The following is a 14,000-nucleotide window of genomic DNA, read 5'->3' as shown; positions in this document are numbered from 1 at the left end:
CCGGCGAGGCAGGTGGCCGCCGGCGACGAGCAGCACGCCGGACGGCCCTGCGCTCTCGGGTTCTTCGGGTTCAACGGCCGTCCGCACGGCCTCTCTCGTAGCGGCGGGTACGCCGGTATCCGACGATCCGGCCGCGCCCGTCGACGTCCACGTCGTACGAGGCCAGCAGGCTCATCGTGTCCGGCACCCGGCGCAGTTCGAGGACCTCCACGGACAGCCGCCAGCCGCCGTCGTCGTCCTGTGCGCACGAGCTGACCGCCTCGGCCGGCTGCGCGAGCAACTGCGACAGCTGCTCCGTCGCCGCTCGGATCACACCGGCGACGGGCAACGGCTCCGCTTCGTTCGCCTTCTCCGTGCCGTATTCGGGTGAATCGGGCATGACTTCCTCCTGGAGCGTATGACCGCCGCCGACGGACCCAAACCGGCGTCCGCCCGACGGCCTCGGGCCGAGTGCGGTCCGCCGAACGTCAGTTCAGGGCCTTCACCCGCGACAGCGCGGCGACACCGAGCGCCGCGAGGAGTATCTGGATCAGCCACTCGACCCAGTCCACACCGTTGGTGTCCGCCAGGCCCGCGCTCCGCGCGATCGCCGTTCCGACCAGCGCGGCGGCGATGCCGACGACGATCGTCCACAGCACTCCGATGTGCTGCCGCCCGGGCAGCAGCCAACGCCCCAGCACCCCGACGACCGTACCGATCACCAGCGCGCTCAGGATCCCCGAAATCTCCATGTCTTCAGCCTCCTTGAGGTGCGTTCGTACCCGACTGGACCCTTTTCGCCTGCCCGATGCGTCCCGCGCTACGCCACCGATTCGAGGACTGGTTGTGCTGTCGAACCATCTGGTTGTACGGTCGAACCATGTCCAGGGATCACAGAGTTGACGACCCGGCCGCTCTCCAGGAGGCGGTGGGCAGCTTCGTCCGGGCCTTCGGACTGCACCGGCCGGACTCGACCCCCTGCGGCCGGCCCCTCTCGGTCTCCGAGGCGCACGCCTTGGGCGAGCTGGCGCGGGAGAGCGAGACGCGTCAGGTCGAACTCGCCCGTCGCCTGCGGCTGCAGAAGAGCACGGTGAGCCGGCTCGTGGGCCAGATGTCCGCCCGCGGGTGGGTGGAACGCGCCCCGGCCCCCGACGACGGACGCGGCGTGGTCCTGCGACTCACGCCTTCGGGAAAGCGGGCGGCGACGAGCCTCGCCGAGGCGCGCCGGGAGCGGTTCTCCCGGCTGCTCGACGCGATACCGGCCCATGAGAGAGCGGGCGTCCTGCACGCCCTCGACGTGATGGTGGAGGCATGGGATGAAGAGCAGTAGACGCGGGTCCCTGGTGGCGGGCGCTGGTGTGGTGCTCGTCGGCGTGGTGGCGGCCGTCACCTTGGCGGCGGGCGGCTCGGAGCGGGAACCGGGCGAGGACCGGACCGAGCGGCAGGCGTCGGTGGCCGAGCGGGGCGCGACCGTGATGCCGTTCGACCTCGAGCGGACCACCCACCGCTTCACCCCCACGGCCGCCGGCGGCGTCCAGGATGTCGTGGCCGACCGGCGGGGCGACTCGGAGCAGGTCCGTCTGATACGCGCCCACCTGCGCAAGGAGGCGGAGGCGTTCGGCCGGGGGGACTTCGCGGACCCGGCCCGGATCCACGGCGACGACATGCCGGGCCTCGTCGCACTGCGGAGCGGGCACGACCGCGTCGACGTGCGCTACCAGGAGCGCGCCGATGGAGCCACGCTGACCTACACCACCGAGGACGCCGCGCTGGTCGACGCCCTGCACGACTGGTTCGAGGCTCAGATCGGCGACCACGGCGCGCACGCCGAGTCCGGCCACTGACGACGGACGCGTCTCCGCGTCGCACGGAGGCCCGGTGCATCCGGTGCCCACGCCCGGCCGGAAGCATCGGTGACCGGTGCCGTCCCTGAGCTCCGGTGACACGCGGGAAGGAGGGCCGTGCGGTGGTCGGTGTGGAGCGGGTGATCGTGGTGCAGCGTCCCCTGGCCGAGGTCGTGGCCTATCTGGAGGACTTCGGCCGCACCGAGGAATGGGACCCCGGCACCGTCCGGTGCGTGCGTCTCGACAGCGGTCCGGTACGGGCGGGAGCGCGATGGCGGAACACGTCGCGGTTCCGTGGCCGCACGACCGAGCTGCGGTACGAACTCGTCGTGCGGGAGCGCGCCCGGCTGATGTTCGTCGGGGAGAACAGCACGGTCACCGCGCGGGACGACCTCCGGTTCGCCGAGGAGGGAACGGCGACGCGGCTGACCTATCGGGCGTCGCTGAGGTTCAAGGGCCTGGCCCGGCTGGCCGCGCCGTTCCTGCGCGGCGAGTTCGAGCGGCTGGCCGACGGGGTGGTCACCCGCCTTCCGGCGGCCGCGGAGGCGTGGCGCTCCTGAGCATCCACAGGGGCCGTCGGCTCGCATCGTTTGCGCATCGTACGGTGGGAGCATGAACGACACCGCTCACGGGATCACCACGGGCGCCGTGGCCCGCCGCCTGGGTGTCTCCCCCACCACCGTGCGCTCATGGGACCGGCGGTACGGGATCGGGCCCGCCGCCCGCGCGGACGGGCGGCACCGGCGGTGGAGCCCCGAGGACGTGGCGATGCTGGAGGAGATGTGCCGCCTGACGTCGTCGGGGGTGCCGCCCGCCGAAGCGGCACGGGCCGCCCGGCAGGTGCGTCCCCCGGCCGTACGGGACCGCGGCGGCGAGACCGCCGGTGGTCCTCCGGCCGCGGCCCTCGCCGAACCGGCCGGGTCCGCCACGACGACGCCGGCGACGGAGACCGCCCGGCGGACGACGGACGGCAGCGGCCTGCCGCTCGGCGACGTGCGGCACGAGTGCCGCGGGCTCGCCCGGGCCGCCGTGCGCCTCGACGGACCGGTGATGGAGGCACTGCTCCGGGCGGCGCTGGCGGAGCACGGGCTCGTCGCCGCCTGGGAGGAGATCATGGCCCCGACGCTGCACGCGGTGGGCCGGAAGTGGGAGTCCTCCGGCGACCGCTACGTCGAGGTGGAGCACCTGCTCTCCTGGCACATCTCCACCGCGCTGCGGCGGGCCGCCGTCACCGGACCGGAGGCCGTTTCCGCAGCGTCTCCCGTCGTGCTGGCCTGCGTGCCGTCGGAGCAGCACACACTGCCCCTGGAGGCGCTCGCCGCCGGCCTCGCCGAACGGGGCCTGCCGACCCGGATGTTCGGCGCGGCCGTGCCCGCCGAGGCCCTCGACGCGGCGGTGCGACGGTCCGGGCCGGCCGCCGTCGTCCTCTGGTCCCAGGCCCGCTCCACCGCGAACCACGCGCTGGCGCGCCACGTCGCGGGAACCGCGTTCGGGGTGCGAGGCGCACGCACCGCTCCCCTGGTCCTTCTCGCGGGCCCCGGCTGGCTCGGCCGGACGCCCGCTCCGGGCATGGTCCGCCCTACCGGCCTGCGCGAGGCGCTGGGCATCGTCTCCCGGCTCTACGGCGGGACGGGGGAGGACGAGGCGCGGGTCGGAGGCACCGGACGCTGAGCCCCGCCCCTCAAGGACGAGGCCGGCTCACCCGTCGGCCCGGTTCGTCGGCCGGCCGGTGCCGGGGCGGCCGGGGGAGGAAGCCGCTCGTGCGCGCCCGGTAGGCGGCGTACCCCGGCCGGTCCGCCATGTGGGCCTCCAGGAGCCGTTTGCCGCTGCCCCAGATGAGCAGGGCGCTCATGACCAGGGGGGAGACCACGGTGAGCAGCGCGGTCCGCCAGGTGGCGCAGGCCGTGAGGTAGAGGCCCCACCAGACGAGGAAGTCGCCGAAGTAGTTGGGGTGGCGGGTCCAGCTCCACAGGCCCCGGTCCATGACGCGTCCCCGGTTCGCCGGATCCGCCTTGAAGCGGGCGAGCTGGTGGTCCCCCACCGCCTCGAAGGCGAAGCCGGCCGCGCACACCGCGAGGCCGACGACCGCTGCCGCGTCCGGCGGCTGGGGCAGCAGGACCGCGACCTGGACGGGGAGGGACACGAGCCAGACCAGCGCGCCCTGGAGCAGGTAGACCTTCCACAGGGCGTGGAGGGTGGGGTTGCCGCGAGAGCGCGCGAGCATCCGCGCGTACCGCGGGTCCTCCCCCTGACCGCGTCCCCGCCGGGCGATGTGGACCGCGAGCCGCAGCCCCCACACGACGGTGGCGAGCGCGACGGCGGTCCGGCGGACGTCGTCGCCGTGCCCGGCCGCCAGGAACCAGGCCACGGCCGCGACGGACGCGAAGGCGATCCCCCAGGCGACGTCGACGATCCGGTGCAGTCGTCGCACGGTGCCGACCGCGAAGGTCACCAGCATGACGGTGAGCGCGGTGGCCGCGGAGGCGGCCAGAACCGGGCCGAGGGCGGAGCTCACCGGGACGCCCCCGTGTCGGCGACGAGCCGCAGTTGGCGTACGTCGAGCGAGCGGGAGCGGAATCCGGCCTCGGAGTAGGCGAGGTAGAGGTCCCACATGCGCCGGAAGACGGGGTCGAAGCCGAGGGCCGTCACGGCGGCCTCCTCACGGCGGAAGCGTGCGCGCCACTGGTGGAGGGTCTCGGCGTAGTGGTCGCCGTACCCCGTGTCGTGGGTGATGCGCAGCCCGGCGGCGGCGCTCTCGCGGGCGAGGGCCTCCGGGGAGGGGATGAGGCCGCCGGGGAAGACGTATTTGCTGATCCAGGTGTGGGTGCGCGCGGTGGCGAGCATCCTTGCGTGCGGCATGGTGATGGCCTGCAACGCGACGCGGCCGCCGGGGGCGAGGAGACGGCGGAGCGCGGTGAAGTAGTCCGGCCAGAACTCGGCGCCCACGGCCTCGATCATCTCGACGCTCACGACCGCGTCGTAGCACCCCCGGACGTGGCGGTAGTCGAGGAGTTCGACGGTGACGCGGTCGGCGACGCCGGCCTCGGCGACGCGACGGCGGGCCAGGGCGAGCTGTTCCTCGGACAGGGTGACCGTGCGCACGCGGGCACCGCGGGCCGCGGCGCGGATGGCGAGCTCGCCCCAGCCGGTGCCGATCTCCAGCAGTTCGGTGCCCGGACCGGTGCCCGCCAGGTCGAGCAGGAGATCGATCTTGCGGTGCTGGGCCGCGGTGAAAGCCGTGTCGGGGAGGACGTCCGAGGCGTGCGGGAGGGGGTCGAAGACGGCCGAGGAGTAGCTGAGCCCGGGGTCGAGGAACAGGGCGAAGAGCTCGTTGGAGAGGTCGTAGTGGCGTCGGATGTTCGCGCGTGCCCCGTCGGGCGTGTTCAGGTCGGCTCGCGGTCTGCGACGCACCCAGGCGCCTCGGAACCGCTGCAGCGGTGCGGGGACGAGGTCGTCGACGTGGCGGGCGAGGACGGTGAGGGCGCCGACGAGGTCGTCGGCGTCCCACTCGCCGGCCATGTACGACTCCCCGAAGCCGATCAGCCCGTCGGCGGCGATCCGGCGGTGGAAGGCGTCCGGGTCGTGGAGCGTGAGCGTCGGCACCGTGCTGCCGTCGCCCGTGCGCGGGCCCGCGAGGAGCGCGCCGTGGCCCGTTCGTATGCGCAGGGGCAGCCGCGCGAACGCGCGCCGCACGAGCAGGCGGGCCAGGGCGGTGCGCGCGGCGGAGGCGCGCGGCGGGCGGGCGACGTCGGGCCAGCGGTCCGGGTCGGCCTGGACACGCCCGGCGGACGGAGGGGACGAGAGGCTCACGGGGTGCCTTCCTTCGGGGTAGGGGCGCTCCGGGGCCGGACGCGCAGGCCCTTGAGGTAGAGGTGGACGCCGTGCCGGCGGATGCCGAGGGAGACGGCGGCGGTCGCCCAGGGGTGACGGAGCACGGCGGCGAGCAGCGCCCGGGGGCGGGCGGAGCGCCGCGTGCCGCGGACGGTGGCGGTCAGCGGGCGGGTGCCGTCCGTGTGACGGAGCTGGACGGTCAGGTCGAGGCGGTCGCCGGGGACCGGCAGCCTCATGCGGTAGACGCCCTCGACGTCGAGGAACGGCGACACGTAGAAGACCTTGGCGGTCTCGGCGCGGCCTTGTGCGTCCGGGTGCAGCAGATAGGTGTGGCGTCCGCCGTACGTGTTGTGCACCTCGGCGACGACACAGACGGGACGGCCCGCGCGGTCGTGGCACCAGTACAGGGTGAGCGGGTTGAAGACGTGACCCAGCACACGCGCGTGGGCGAGCATCAGGACCCGGCCGTCCGCGCCTCGTACGCCGTGCGCGGCCAGACAGGCGTCGAGCCCGGCCCGGAGGGTGGGGGCGTCGCCGTCGAAGTGGTCGGCCGGGTCGAAGCGGGCGAGGGGGCGCAGAAGCCGGGGAAGGACGGGCAGGTCGTCGACGTCGACCAGCCACATGTAGGTGCGGTGGCGCAGCGAGTGACGGAGCGGAGTGACGCGCGTGTGGGCGATCTCCGTCTCGTACAGGGCCGGAAGGGGTGGCGGGCCGGCGGCGGCCGTCATCGCACGGCTCCCAGGTGACGGGCGGCGGCGACGCCCGACCGGCAGCCGTCCTCGTGGAAGCCCCAGCCGTGGTAGGCGCCCGCGTAGGCGGTGACGGCGGTGCGGAGGGTGGGCAGGAGGCGCTGGGCCGCGACGGACTCCGGCGTGTAGACGGGGTGTTCGTACGTCATGCGGGCCAGGACGGTCGAGGCGTCGACGCGGTCGCCGGGATTCAGGGTGACGATGTGCGGCTCGCTGGTACGGAGTCGCTGGAGGCGGTTCATGTCGTAGCTGACCTGGACGGCTCCCGGGCGGGCGGTGCACGAGGGCAGGAGGTAGTTCCAGGAGGCGCGGGCGTGCGGCGAGCGCGGCAGGAGCCTCGTGTCGCGGTGCAGGACGGTCGGATTGCGGGAGTAGGTGAAGGCGCCGAGGACCCGCCGTTCCTGCTCGGTGGGGTCGGCGAGGAGCCGCAGGGCCTGGTCGGGGTGGACCGCGATGACGGCGGCGGCGTGCTCGGCGGACTCGCCGTCCGCGGTGACGACCGTGGCACGGTCGCTGCCGCGGACGACCGCGCGGACCGGGGTGGCGGTCCGTACGGAGGCGATCTGCTTGGCGACGCGTGCGACGTAGGCCGCGGATCCGCCCACGACGGTCTTCCACTGCGGGGACCCGGTCACCGAGAGGAGCCCGTGGTGGTCGAGGAAGCGGAAGAGGTACGCGGCGGGGTACCGCAGGGCCGTGTCGGGGGCGCAGGACCAGACGGCGGAGACGAGGGGGATCGCGAAGTGGCTGACGAAGTGCGCGGAGAAGCGGTGGGCGCGGAGGAAGCCGCCCAGGGTGAGGGTCATGTCGTCGGCCGCGAGCAGGCCGCGGGCGGCCCGGTGGAAGCGGGGGACGTCGGCGAGCATCCGCAGGTGCCGGCCCCGGCGGGCGCTGCCGCCGCCCAGGAGCCCGCGGATGCCTCGCGCGCCGGCGTACTCCAGGCCGCAGCCCTCGCAGCGGACCGACATGCTCATCTCGGCGTCCTGGGTGACGACCCCCAACTCGCTGAAAAGGCGTAGGAGATGCGGGTAGGTGCGCTCGTTGTGGACGATGAAGCCGGTGTCGACGTGGAGCGTGCCGCCCTCGGCGGCGGGCAGTTCGTGGGTGTGCGCGTGGCCGCCGAGCCGGTCCTCCGACTCGTACAGCACCACGTCGTGCGTGCGGGACAGGAAGTGGGCCGCGGTGAGGCCCGCCACTCCCGCCCCCACCACGGCGACGCTGCGTCCGGTCATCGTTCTCCCTCCTTGTGTGGCTGCTGCTGTCGGTCCGTTCGGAGCCCCCGGCCGGGCGGATGGGTCAGGGGGCGGTCGCGTGCGGCGGCCGGACGGCCTCACCCGTCGACCCGGCGGGCGGGCGGTCGGACCGGGCCGGTCAGAGGCCGGCGCCGGCCATGTCGAGGCTGTGCCGCATGCGCTGGAGGCCGCGGCGGGCGTGGCTCTTGACCGTGCCGAGCGGCATGCCGGTGCGGTCGGCGATCTGGGTCTGCGTCAGGTCGGCGAAGTAGGCGAGTTCCAGGACGTCTCGCTGGACGCGGGGCAGCCTGGACAGTTCCTCGGTGAGGAGCATCCGGTCGAGGATCCGCTCGGGCGCCTCGCTCGTCCGGTCCTCGTGCTCCAGGACGCCGCCGAGGGTCGCCGCGAGCTCGGTGCGGCGGGTGCGGGCGGTCAGGGCGTCGGCGATCTTGCGTCGGGTGATGCCGGTGAGCCAGGCCGGCAGAGTGCCTCGTTCGGGACGGTAGGTGGCCCGGCCTCGCCAGGCGGCGACGAACACCTGCTGGGTGACGTCCTCCGCCTCGCGCGGGTCGCCCAGGGCGCGGGCCGCCAGGGTGTGGACCAGGCGGCCCCAGCGCTGGTAGGCGGCGGCCAGGCAGTGCTCGTCGCCTCCGATCAGGCCGCGGGCGAGCCGCTCATCTGTTTCCGCCGACGCGTCACCGACGGTGGGGGCGAGGGTTCCGGTCGTCCGGTGTGCGGTCATGACGCTTCCTCCTCGGCGTGGTGGCGCGGGCGTCCACCGGCGGTGCCGCCGCCGTGGGACCGGCGGCGCCGGGGCCTCAGCGGCCCCGCTGCCCCTCACGCTCCGTCCCCGGCACACTTCGCCACAACTCGCATCGGTTGCGCATCGAAAACGAGTACCGCGACGTTGTGGGCTCACGGATCACGCGGATCCGCGCAGCTCCCGGAAGCGCGCCAGACCCTCCCGAAGCCCGACCAGCGGGTCCGGGTAGTCGAGGGCCGCCCGGTCGAGTCCGGCCAGGCGCCAGGGCTCGTGGACGGCCGGTCCGTCGAGGCCCGCGAGCTCGGGGACCCAGTGGCGGACGTAGCCGCCGTCGGGGTCGTACCGCTTGGCCTGCGCCACGGGGTTGAGGACGCGGTTGGGCCGGGTGTCCGTGCCGGTGCCCGCCACCCACTGCCAATTGAGCTGGTTGTTCGCGACATCGCCGTCCACCAGCAGGCCGAGGAAATGACGCGCCCCTTCGCGCCAGTCGATGCAGAGGGTCTTCGACAGGAAGGAGGCGGTGATCAGCCTGCCGCGATTGTGCATCCATCCCTCGTGGGCCAGCTGACGCATGGCCGCGTCGACGACCGGATAGCCGGTGCGTCCCTCGCGCCAGGCGGCGAGGTCCGCCTCGGCGTCCGCGCCCACCCGCCAGCGCCCAGGGCGGGACCGGTAGTCGGCCTCGGCCGCCCGGGGGCGCGCGGCCAGCACCTGGTGGTGGAAGTCCCGCCAGCACAGCTGCCGCACGAACGCGTCGGCGCCCTGCCCGCCCCGCCCGCGCGCCCGGTGGACCGCCTCGGTGGCGGAGAGGGCGCCGAAGTGGAAGTAGGGCGAGAGACGGGAGGTGGCGTCGCCCGCCAGGTCGTCGTGACCGTCGTCGTACGTGCCGAGGCGGCCGGTCAGCCACGAACCGAGCCGCTTGCGGCCCTCGCTCTCCCCTCCCACGGGGAGACCCGGGGAGACGCCCGCGACGGCGGAGCGCCGCGGGATCGGCTCGGAGCGCACGCCCGAGGGCACGCGCAGCCTCCTCGGGGCGGCGAAGGGGGCCCGGATCGGTTCGGCGGCCCAGCGCCGGAAGTAGGGCGTGAAGACGGCGAAGTGGTCCGAACCCTGCGGGAGGACGTCGCCGGGCGGGACGACGGTGACGACGCCGTCGTGCACGTACAGGCGACAGCCGTCCTCCTCCAGCGCCCGGCGCAGACGGGCCTCCCTCCGCCGGGCGAAGGCCGTCACGCCCGCGGCCATGTGGACCTCGTCGGCGTCGATCTGACGTACCAGCGCCCGCACTTCGGAGACGGTGTCGCCCTCCCGCAGCACGAGACGGCCGCCCCGCTCCCGCATGGCCCGGTCGAGGTCCTCCAGGCAGTCCGCCAGGAAGGCCAACCGGTTGGGCGCGGCGAAGCCCGCGCGGTCGACGGCCGGGTCGCGGACGAACACCGGGACGACCTCTTCCGCCCCCTGGGTCGCTGCCCTGAGCGGCGGATGGTCGTGGACCCTGAGGTCGGAGGTGTACAGAACGACGGAGACGGTCATCGCGCTCTCCCTGCTCGGCCGCCGGCCACGGACGCGCGGCGCCGCGCCGGGGTACTGGTGGGGCACTCCTGCATCTGCGGTTCCCCGTTCTGCGGGGTGCCGGATGCGCGCGGGCCGGTTGGTTCGCCGGGTCGGAGGATGCCCGCGCGCCGCGACGGGGAGAGCCACGGCCGGCCTGCGACGGGGCCTACACGACGGTGACGAAGACGCCGTGGTGGCCGCTCGCCCCGTCGGGGGTGGTCCCGCTGCGCCGCTCGGTCTGGACCTGTCCGGTGCCGGCGGTGGCCCGGACGGTGAGGATCCGCCCGAGCGCGCCCGTGGCGGCCGCGGCGACGGCGGTGGCCGGCGGGGACGCCCTGTCCGTCCCCGGGGCGCCGTCGTGACCGGACCGAGACCATCCGTCGCGCCGTCCGCGCCGAAGTACGTGCGGGAGCCGTCCGCAGGCTCCGCGCCGTCCTTCGCCGAGAAGGCCGACGCCACCCGCCCCGCCCGTGAGGATCAGCATGCAAGGGCCCCCCTCCCCCAGAACGACCGCCCCGGACGTCTCCGCCCCGTCCCGGCGACCGGAGCCGGGCCGATGACGCGCCCCCTCCCCTCCGGTGTCCCCGGGCCCGGCGCCCGAGGGGACCTCGCCGACGTGATGCGGCAGGTCGCCCGGGGCGACAAGCACGCCTTCACCACGCTCTACGACGCCCTCGCGCCCCTGGTGTTCGGCATCGTCCTGCGGGTGGTGCGCGACCGGGCCCAGACCGAGGAGGTCACCCAGGAGGTCATGATCGACCTGTGGCGGCAGGCCGCCCGCTACGAGCCCGCGGCCGGGAGCGTCACCACCTGGGCGGCGACCATCGCCCACCGGCGCGCCGTGGACCGTGTCCGGTCCGCCCAGGCAGCCTCCGACCGGGAGCGCGCCCAGGCGGCACGCGAGCACGCCACCGCCTTCGACGAGGTCGCCGAGCAGGTCGAGACCCGGCTGGAGAGCGAGCGGGTGCGCCGATGCCTGCGCGGCCTGACCGAACTCCAGCGCCAGGCCGTCACCCTCGCCTACTACCGGGGGCTGACCTACCGTCAAGTCGCCCAAAGCCTGCAGACCCCGCTTCCCACCGTCAAGACACGCATGCGCGACGGGCTGATCCGACTCCGCGACTGCATGGGGGTGCCCTCGTGAAACAGCAGCACGGCGACCTCCACGCCTTCGGCGCCGCGTACGCGCTCCACGCCCTCGACGGCGCCGAGCGGGACGAGTTCGCCGCCCATCTCGCGCACTGCGAGGACTGCCGCGCGGAGGTGAGCGCGTTCGAGGCGACCGCCGCCCGGCTCGCGGCCGCCGTCACCCAGAACCCGCCGGACGGTCTCAGGGCGAGGACCCTGGCCGCCGTCGAAGGGGTGCGCCAACTTCCTCCGCAGGTCCCCGCCGCTCGCGCGGCCGGCTTCGCCGACGGGCTGAAGCGCAGGGCGGTGCCGCTGGCGCTGGCCGCGAGCATCGCCGCCACCGTGTCGTTCGCCGGGCTCGCCGCCTGGCAGCACCGGCAGGCGGAGGACGCGCAGCTCCACGTCCGTCGGGCCGAGCAGCGGCTGGAGGCCGTCGGCGACGTGCTGGCCGCGCCCGACGCACGTGCGGTGCACGGGCGCACGGTCGACGGCGCCCTCGCCACGGTGGTCTCGTCCGAGCGGCGCAACCGGGCCGTGTTCACGGCCACCGGCCTGGCCGCTCCGGCCCAGGGCCGCACCTACCAGCTGTGGCTCGACCACGAGGGCACGATGCGGCCTGCCGGGCTCGTCCACTCCGACGGCACCGTCCTCATCGAGGGTGACCCCGCCGAGGCCACCGCGGTCGGTCTGACCGTCGAACCGGCCGGCGGGTCCGCCCGGCCCACCACGAAGCCGCTGCTCCTCCTCTCTCTCCCGTCCTGATGCTCCGGTTCCGCCTCCGCCCCCTCAGGGGCGGTGGCGGAGTGCGCCCGGCCACCAGACGGTGGAACCGATGTCCCGGACCAGGGCCGGCACCAGGAGCGACCGGACCACGAGGGTGTCGAGCAGGACGCCGAAGGCCACGATGAAGGCGATCTGGACGAGGAACGCCAGCGGGATGACGCCCAGGGCCGCGAAGGTGGCGGCGAGGACGACGCCGGCCGAGGTGATGACCCCTCCGGTGGCGACCAGCCCGCGGCGCAGGCCCTCGCGGGTGCCGTGCGACTCCGTCTCCTCGCGCACCCGCGACATGAGGAAGATGTTGTAGTCGACGCCGAGGGCGACCAGGAAGACGAAGCCGTAGAGGGGCACGGCGGAGTCGGTCCCGGTGAAGCCGAGGACGTGCTCGAACACGAGGGCCGAGATCCCCAGTGTGGCGAGGAAGTTGAGCGCGACGGTGGCCACCAGGAGGAGAGGAAGCAGCAGCGAGCGCAGCAGGCCGACCAGAATGACGAGGATGACGGCGAGCACGACGGGAACGATGAGCGTCCTGTCCCGTTCGGCGGTGAGCTGGGTGTCGTACTTCTGGGCGGTGGCTCCGCCGACGAGGGCGTCGGCGCCGGGTACCGCGTGCAGCGTGGTCCGCAGGGCGGCGACGGTGTCCCTGGCCGCGTCGGAGTCCGCCGCGTCCGCGAGGGTGACGTCGATACGGACGCGCCCGTCGGCGACGAGCGGCCGCGGCGCGCCGGGGGCGGCGAAGAGGGTCGCGGAGTCGACCCCCTCGACGCCCGCGGCGGCCGTCCGTGCCTTCTCCGCGGCCGCGGCGTCGGCGATGACGACGGCGGGGGTGCCGGCACCGCCCGGGAAGTGCTCGCTCAGGCGCGCCTGGGCGGCGACGGAGGGGGCGTCCTCGACGAAGATCTCGTCGAACGGGACGCCCTTGGAGTCGAGCGTGAACGAGAAGGCGGCGCAGGCGAGCAGGGCCGCCAGGGAGCCGGCCCACACCTTGCGCGGGGCGCGGTCGACGAGCGTGGCGACCCTGCGCCACACGGGGTGGGCCGCCTCGCCGTCGGCCGCGGCCCGGGGGCGGGCCGGCCAGTACGCGGCCGGCCCGAGCAGCACCAGGGCGGCGGGGAGGAACGTCACCGCGCTCAGCACGGCGCAGGCGATGCCGACGGCGCCCACGGGTCCGAGGGCCCGGTTGTTGGTGAGGTCGCTGAACAGCAGGGCGAGCAGGCCGAGGGCGACGGTGGCGGCGCTCGCCACGATCGGCCCGAAGGACTGCGCGAGCGCGGCACGCATCGCGGGCATCCGGTCGCCCTCACGGGCGGCCAGCTCCTCCCGGTAGCGGGCCGCCAGCAGCAGGGCGTAGTCGGTGGCCGCCCCGATGACCAGGATGGACAGGATCCCCTGGACCTGGCCGTCGACCCGCACGACGTCGTGGTCGGCGAGGACGTAGACGACGGCGCACGCCAGACCGAGGGCGAAGACGGCGCCGAGGATGATCAGCAGCGGCAGCAGGACGCTCCTCTGGACGAGGAGCAGGATCACCAGGACGGTCACCAGCGCGACGACGAGCAGGAGGCCGTCGATGCCGGCGAACGCCTCACCGAGGTCCGCCTGCGTCGCGGCGGGGCCCGCCAGCCACGTCTCGGTCCCCGGCACGGCGGAGGCAGCGGCCTCCACCTCCGCCAGGACCGCGGGCAGTTCGTCGCCGAGGTCGGGGCGCAGCTGGACGATTCCCCGCAGGGCCTCGCCGTCCTCGGAGGGGAAGGCCGGGGAGGGTGCGCCGACCACGCCGTCGGCGCCCGTGAGGGACGCCAGGGCCCGGGTGGCGGTCGCCGGCGCGGACGGGCCGAGCCGGCCGCCGCCGTCGGCCGTCCAGACCACGAGGGCGGGCAGGGACTCCTCCTGCCTGAACGCCTCCTGGGCGCGCAGGACCTGGGTCGACTCGGCGCTGCGCGGCAGGAAGGCGGCCTGGTCGTCGGTGGCCACCTCGCCGAACTTCCCGGCGTACGGGCCGAGGGCTCCTCCCACGACGAACCAGACGACGAGCACCAGCAGCGGCAGAAGTCTGCCCAGCCGGCGCGCGGGTGCGGACATGGAACCCTCCCCGGGGAGATCTCACCGATCGACCGTCCTGGTGATCGGGACCGTTGAA

At 74.6% G+C, this 14,000-nt stretch carries 16 protein-coding genes; 7 read left to right on the top strand and 9 right to left on the bottom strand.

The window, feature by feature from the left end; all coding sequences use genetic code 11:
* Window positions 1-70 precede the first annotated feature (70 nt).
* Together gvpO and ACNJ93_RS31405 are read right to left on the bottom strand one after the other, a co-directional pair.
* Window positions 71-379, bottom strand: coding sequence for a gas vesicle protein GvpO (gene gvpO / locus ACNJ93_RS31410; RefSeq protein WP_418960853.1), 309 nt, complete (start codon window positions 377-379; stop codon window positions 71-73).
* An 88-nt stretch (window positions 380-467) separates the two neighbouring features.
* Complete coding sequence (locus tag ACNJ93_RS31405; protein ID WP_418960852.1) at window positions 468-731, bottom strand: GlsB/YeaQ/YmgE family stress response membrane protein; 264 nt, start codon at window positions 729-731, stop codon at window positions 468-470.
* Window positions 732-859: 128 nt separating this feature from the next.
* On the opposite strand from ACNJ93_RS31405, the gene ACNJ93_RS31400 reads away from it, so the two are divergent.
* From ACNJ93_RS31400 to ACNJ93_RS31385, 4 genes are all read left to right on the top strand, one after another.
* Window positions 860-1,309, top strand: coding sequence for a MarR family winged helix-turn-helix transcriptional regulator (locus ACNJ93_RS31400; RefSeq protein ID WP_418960851.1), 450 nt, complete (start codon window positions 860-862; stop codon window positions 1,307-1,309).
* On the top strand, window positions 1,296-1,823 hold the full coding sequence (locus ACNJ93_RS31395) for an aspartate carbamoyltransferase (RefSeq protein WP_418960850.1): 528 nt from the start codon (window positions 1,296-1,298) through the stop codon (window positions 1,821-1,823). Before ACNJ93_RS31400 ends, ACNJ93_RS31395 begins: the two co-directional genes overlap by 14 nt.
* Window positions 1,824-1,945: 122 nt before the next feature.
* A complete protein-coding gene (locus ACNJ93_RS31390; protein ID WP_418960849.1) occupies window positions 1,946-2,383 on the top strand; it encodes an SRPBCC family protein in 438 nt (145 codons plus the stop codon).
* A gap of 52 nt (window positions 2,384-2,435) precedes the next feature.
* Entirely contained in the window at window positions 2,436-3,494 is a 1,059-nt protein-coding gene (locus ACNJ93_RS31385) for a MerR family transcriptional regulator (RefSeq protein WP_418960848.1), read from the top strand.
* A gap of 10 nt (window positions 3,495-3,504) precedes the next feature.
* On the opposite strand, the gene ACNJ93_RS31380 is transcribed toward ACNJ93_RS31385, so the two are convergent.
* The 6 genes from ACNJ93_RS31380 to ACNJ93_RS31355 all read right to left on the bottom strand — a co-directional run bounded on the left by ACNJ93_RS31380 (window position 3,505) and on the right by ACNJ93_RS31355 (window position 9,931).
* Window positions 3,505-4,281, bottom strand: coding sequence for a DUF1295 domain-containing protein (locus tag ACNJ93_RS31380; protein WP_418961592.1), 777 nt, complete (start codon window positions 4,279-4,281; stop codon window positions 3,505-3,507).
* Window positions 4,282-4,334: 53 nt separating this feature from the next.
* Window positions 4,335-5,633, bottom strand: a complete 1,299-nt coding sequence (locus tag ACNJ93_RS31375) for a class I SAM-dependent methyltransferase (protein ID WP_418960847.1) — start codon at window positions 5,631-5,633, stop codon at window positions 4,335-4,337.
* Window positions 5,630-6,382 carry a DUF1365 domain-containing protein gene (locus tag ACNJ93_RS31370; protein ID WP_418960846.1) on the bottom strand — a complete coding sequence of 251 codons (753 nt, stop codon included), beginning with the start codon at window positions 6,380-6,382 and terminating at the stop codon, window positions 5,630-5,632. The genes ACNJ93_RS31375 and ACNJ93_RS31370 overlap by 4 nt, the downstream gene beginning before the upstream one ends.
* Window positions 6,379-7,635, bottom strand: coding sequence for an NAD(P)/FAD-dependent oxidoreductase (locus ACNJ93_RS31365; RefSeq protein ID WP_418960845.1), 1,257 nt, complete (start codon window positions 7,633-7,635; stop codon window positions 6,379-6,381). The genes ACNJ93_RS31370 and ACNJ93_RS31365 overlap by 4 nt, the downstream gene beginning before the upstream one ends.
* A gap of 139 nt (window positions 7,636-7,774) precedes the next feature.
* Window positions 7,775-8,377 carry a sigma-70 family RNA polymerase sigma factor gene (locus ACNJ93_RS31360; RefSeq protein WP_418960844.1) on the bottom strand — a complete coding sequence of 201 codons (603 nt, stop codon included), beginning with the start codon at window positions 8,375-8,377 and terminating at the stop codon, window positions 7,775-7,777.
* A gap of 180 nt (window positions 8,378-8,557) precedes the next feature.
* Window positions 8,558-9,931, bottom strand: coding sequence for a cryptochrome/photolyase family protein (locus tag ACNJ93_RS31355; RefSeq protein ID WP_418960843.1), 1,374 nt, complete (start codon window positions 9,929-9,931; stop codon window positions 8,558-8,560).
* 197 nt (window positions 9,932-10,128) lie between these two features.
* Between ACNJ93_RS31355 and ACNJ93_RS31350 the strand changes: the two genes are divergently transcribed.
* From ACNJ93_RS31350 to ACNJ93_RS31340, 3 genes are all read left to right on the top strand, one after another.
* Window positions 10,129-10,314: a hypothetical protein gene (locus ACNJ93_RS31350; protein WP_418960842.1), complete on the top strand. Its 186-nt coding sequence runs from the start codon at window positions 10,129-10,131 to the stop codon at window positions 10,312-10,314.
* A 194-nt stretch (window positions 10,315-10,508) separates the two neighbouring features.
* Window positions 10,509-11,096: an ECF RNA polymerase sigma factor SigK gene (sigK, locus tag ACNJ93_RS31345; protein ID WP_418960841.1), complete on the top strand. Its 588-nt coding sequence runs from the start codon at window positions 10,509-10,511 to the stop codon at window positions 11,094-11,096.
* Window positions 11,093-11,842, top strand: a complete 750-nt coding sequence (locus tag ACNJ93_RS31340) for an anti-sigma factor (protein WP_418960840.1) — start codon at window positions 11,093-11,095, stop codon at window positions 11,840-11,842. Before sigK ends, ACNJ93_RS31340 begins: the two co-directional genes overlap by 4 nt.
* 24 nt (window positions 11,843-11,866) lie before the next feature.
* Here the strand turns inward: ACNJ93_RS31340 and ACNJ93_RS31335 are convergent, their stop codons facing one another.
* The gene (locus tag ACNJ93_RS31335; RefSeq protein WP_418960839.1) at window positions 11,867-13,942 is read right to left on the bottom strand and encodes an MMPL family transporter; all 2,076 of its coding nucleotides are present in this window, start codon (window positions 13,940-13,942) and stop codon (window positions 11,867-11,869) included.
* Window positions 13,943-14,000 lie beyond the last annotated feature (58 nt).

Source organism: Streptomyces tritici (genome assembly GCF_048500665.1).
Lineage (GTDB): Bacteria > Actinomycetota > Actinomycetes > Streptomycetales > Streptomycetaceae > Streptomyces > Streptomyces tritici.
The sequence above is the reverse complement of the archived record's forward strand: the minus strand, read 5'-3'. Positions and strand labels throughout refer to the sequence as shown.

Bases quoted from the DNA above. Each gene is read 5' to 3' on its own strand.
- gvpO (WP_418960853.1), bottom strand. From the start codon at position 379: ATGCCCGATTCACCCGAATACGGCACGGAGAAGGCGAACGAAGCGGAG.
- ACNJ93_RS31405 (WP_418960852.1), bottom strand. From the start codon at position 731: ATGGAGATTTCGGGGATCCTGAGCGCGCTGGTGATCGGTACGGTCGTC.
- ACNJ93_RS31400 (WP_418960851.1), top strand. From the start codon at position 860: ATGTCCAGGGATCACAGAGTTGACGACCCGGCCGCTCTCCAGGAGGCG.
- ACNJ93_RS31395 (WP_418960850.1), top strand. From the start codon at position 1,296: ATGAAGAGCAGTAGACGCGGGTCCCTGGTGGCGGGCGCTGGTGTGGTG.
- ACNJ93_RS31385 (WP_418960848.1), top strand. From the start codon at position 2,436: ATGAACGACACCGCTCACGGGATCACCACGGGCGCCGTGGCCCGCCGC.
- ACNJ93_RS31380 (WP_418961592.1), bottom strand. From the start codon at position 4,281: ATGCTGGTGACCTTCGCGGTCGGCACCGTGCGACGACTGCACCGGATC.
- ACNJ93_RS31370 (WP_418960846.1), bottom strand. From the start codon at position 6,382: ATGACGGCCGCCGCCGGCCCGCCACCCCTTCCGGCCCTGTACGAGACG.
- ACNJ93_RS31365 (WP_418960845.1), bottom strand. From the start codon at position 7,635: ATGACCGGACGCAGCGTCGCCGTGGTGGGGGCGGGAGTGGCGGGCCTC.
- ACNJ93_RS31360 (WP_418960844.1), bottom strand. From the start codon at position 8,377: ATGACCGCACACCGGACGACCGGAACCCTCGCCCCCACCGTCGGTGAC.
- ACNJ93_RS31355 (WP_418960843.1), bottom strand. From the start codon at position 9,931: ATGACCGTCTCCGTCGTTCTGTACACCTCCGACCTCAGGGTCCACGAC.
- sigK (WP_418960841.1), top strand. From the start codon at position 10,509: ATGACGCGCCCCCTCCCCTCCGGTGTCCCCGGGCCCGGCGCCCGAGGG.
- ACNJ93_RS31335 (WP_418960839.1), bottom strand. From the start codon at position 13,942: ATGTCCGCACCCGCGCGCCGGCTGGGCAGACTTCTGCCGCTGCTGGTG.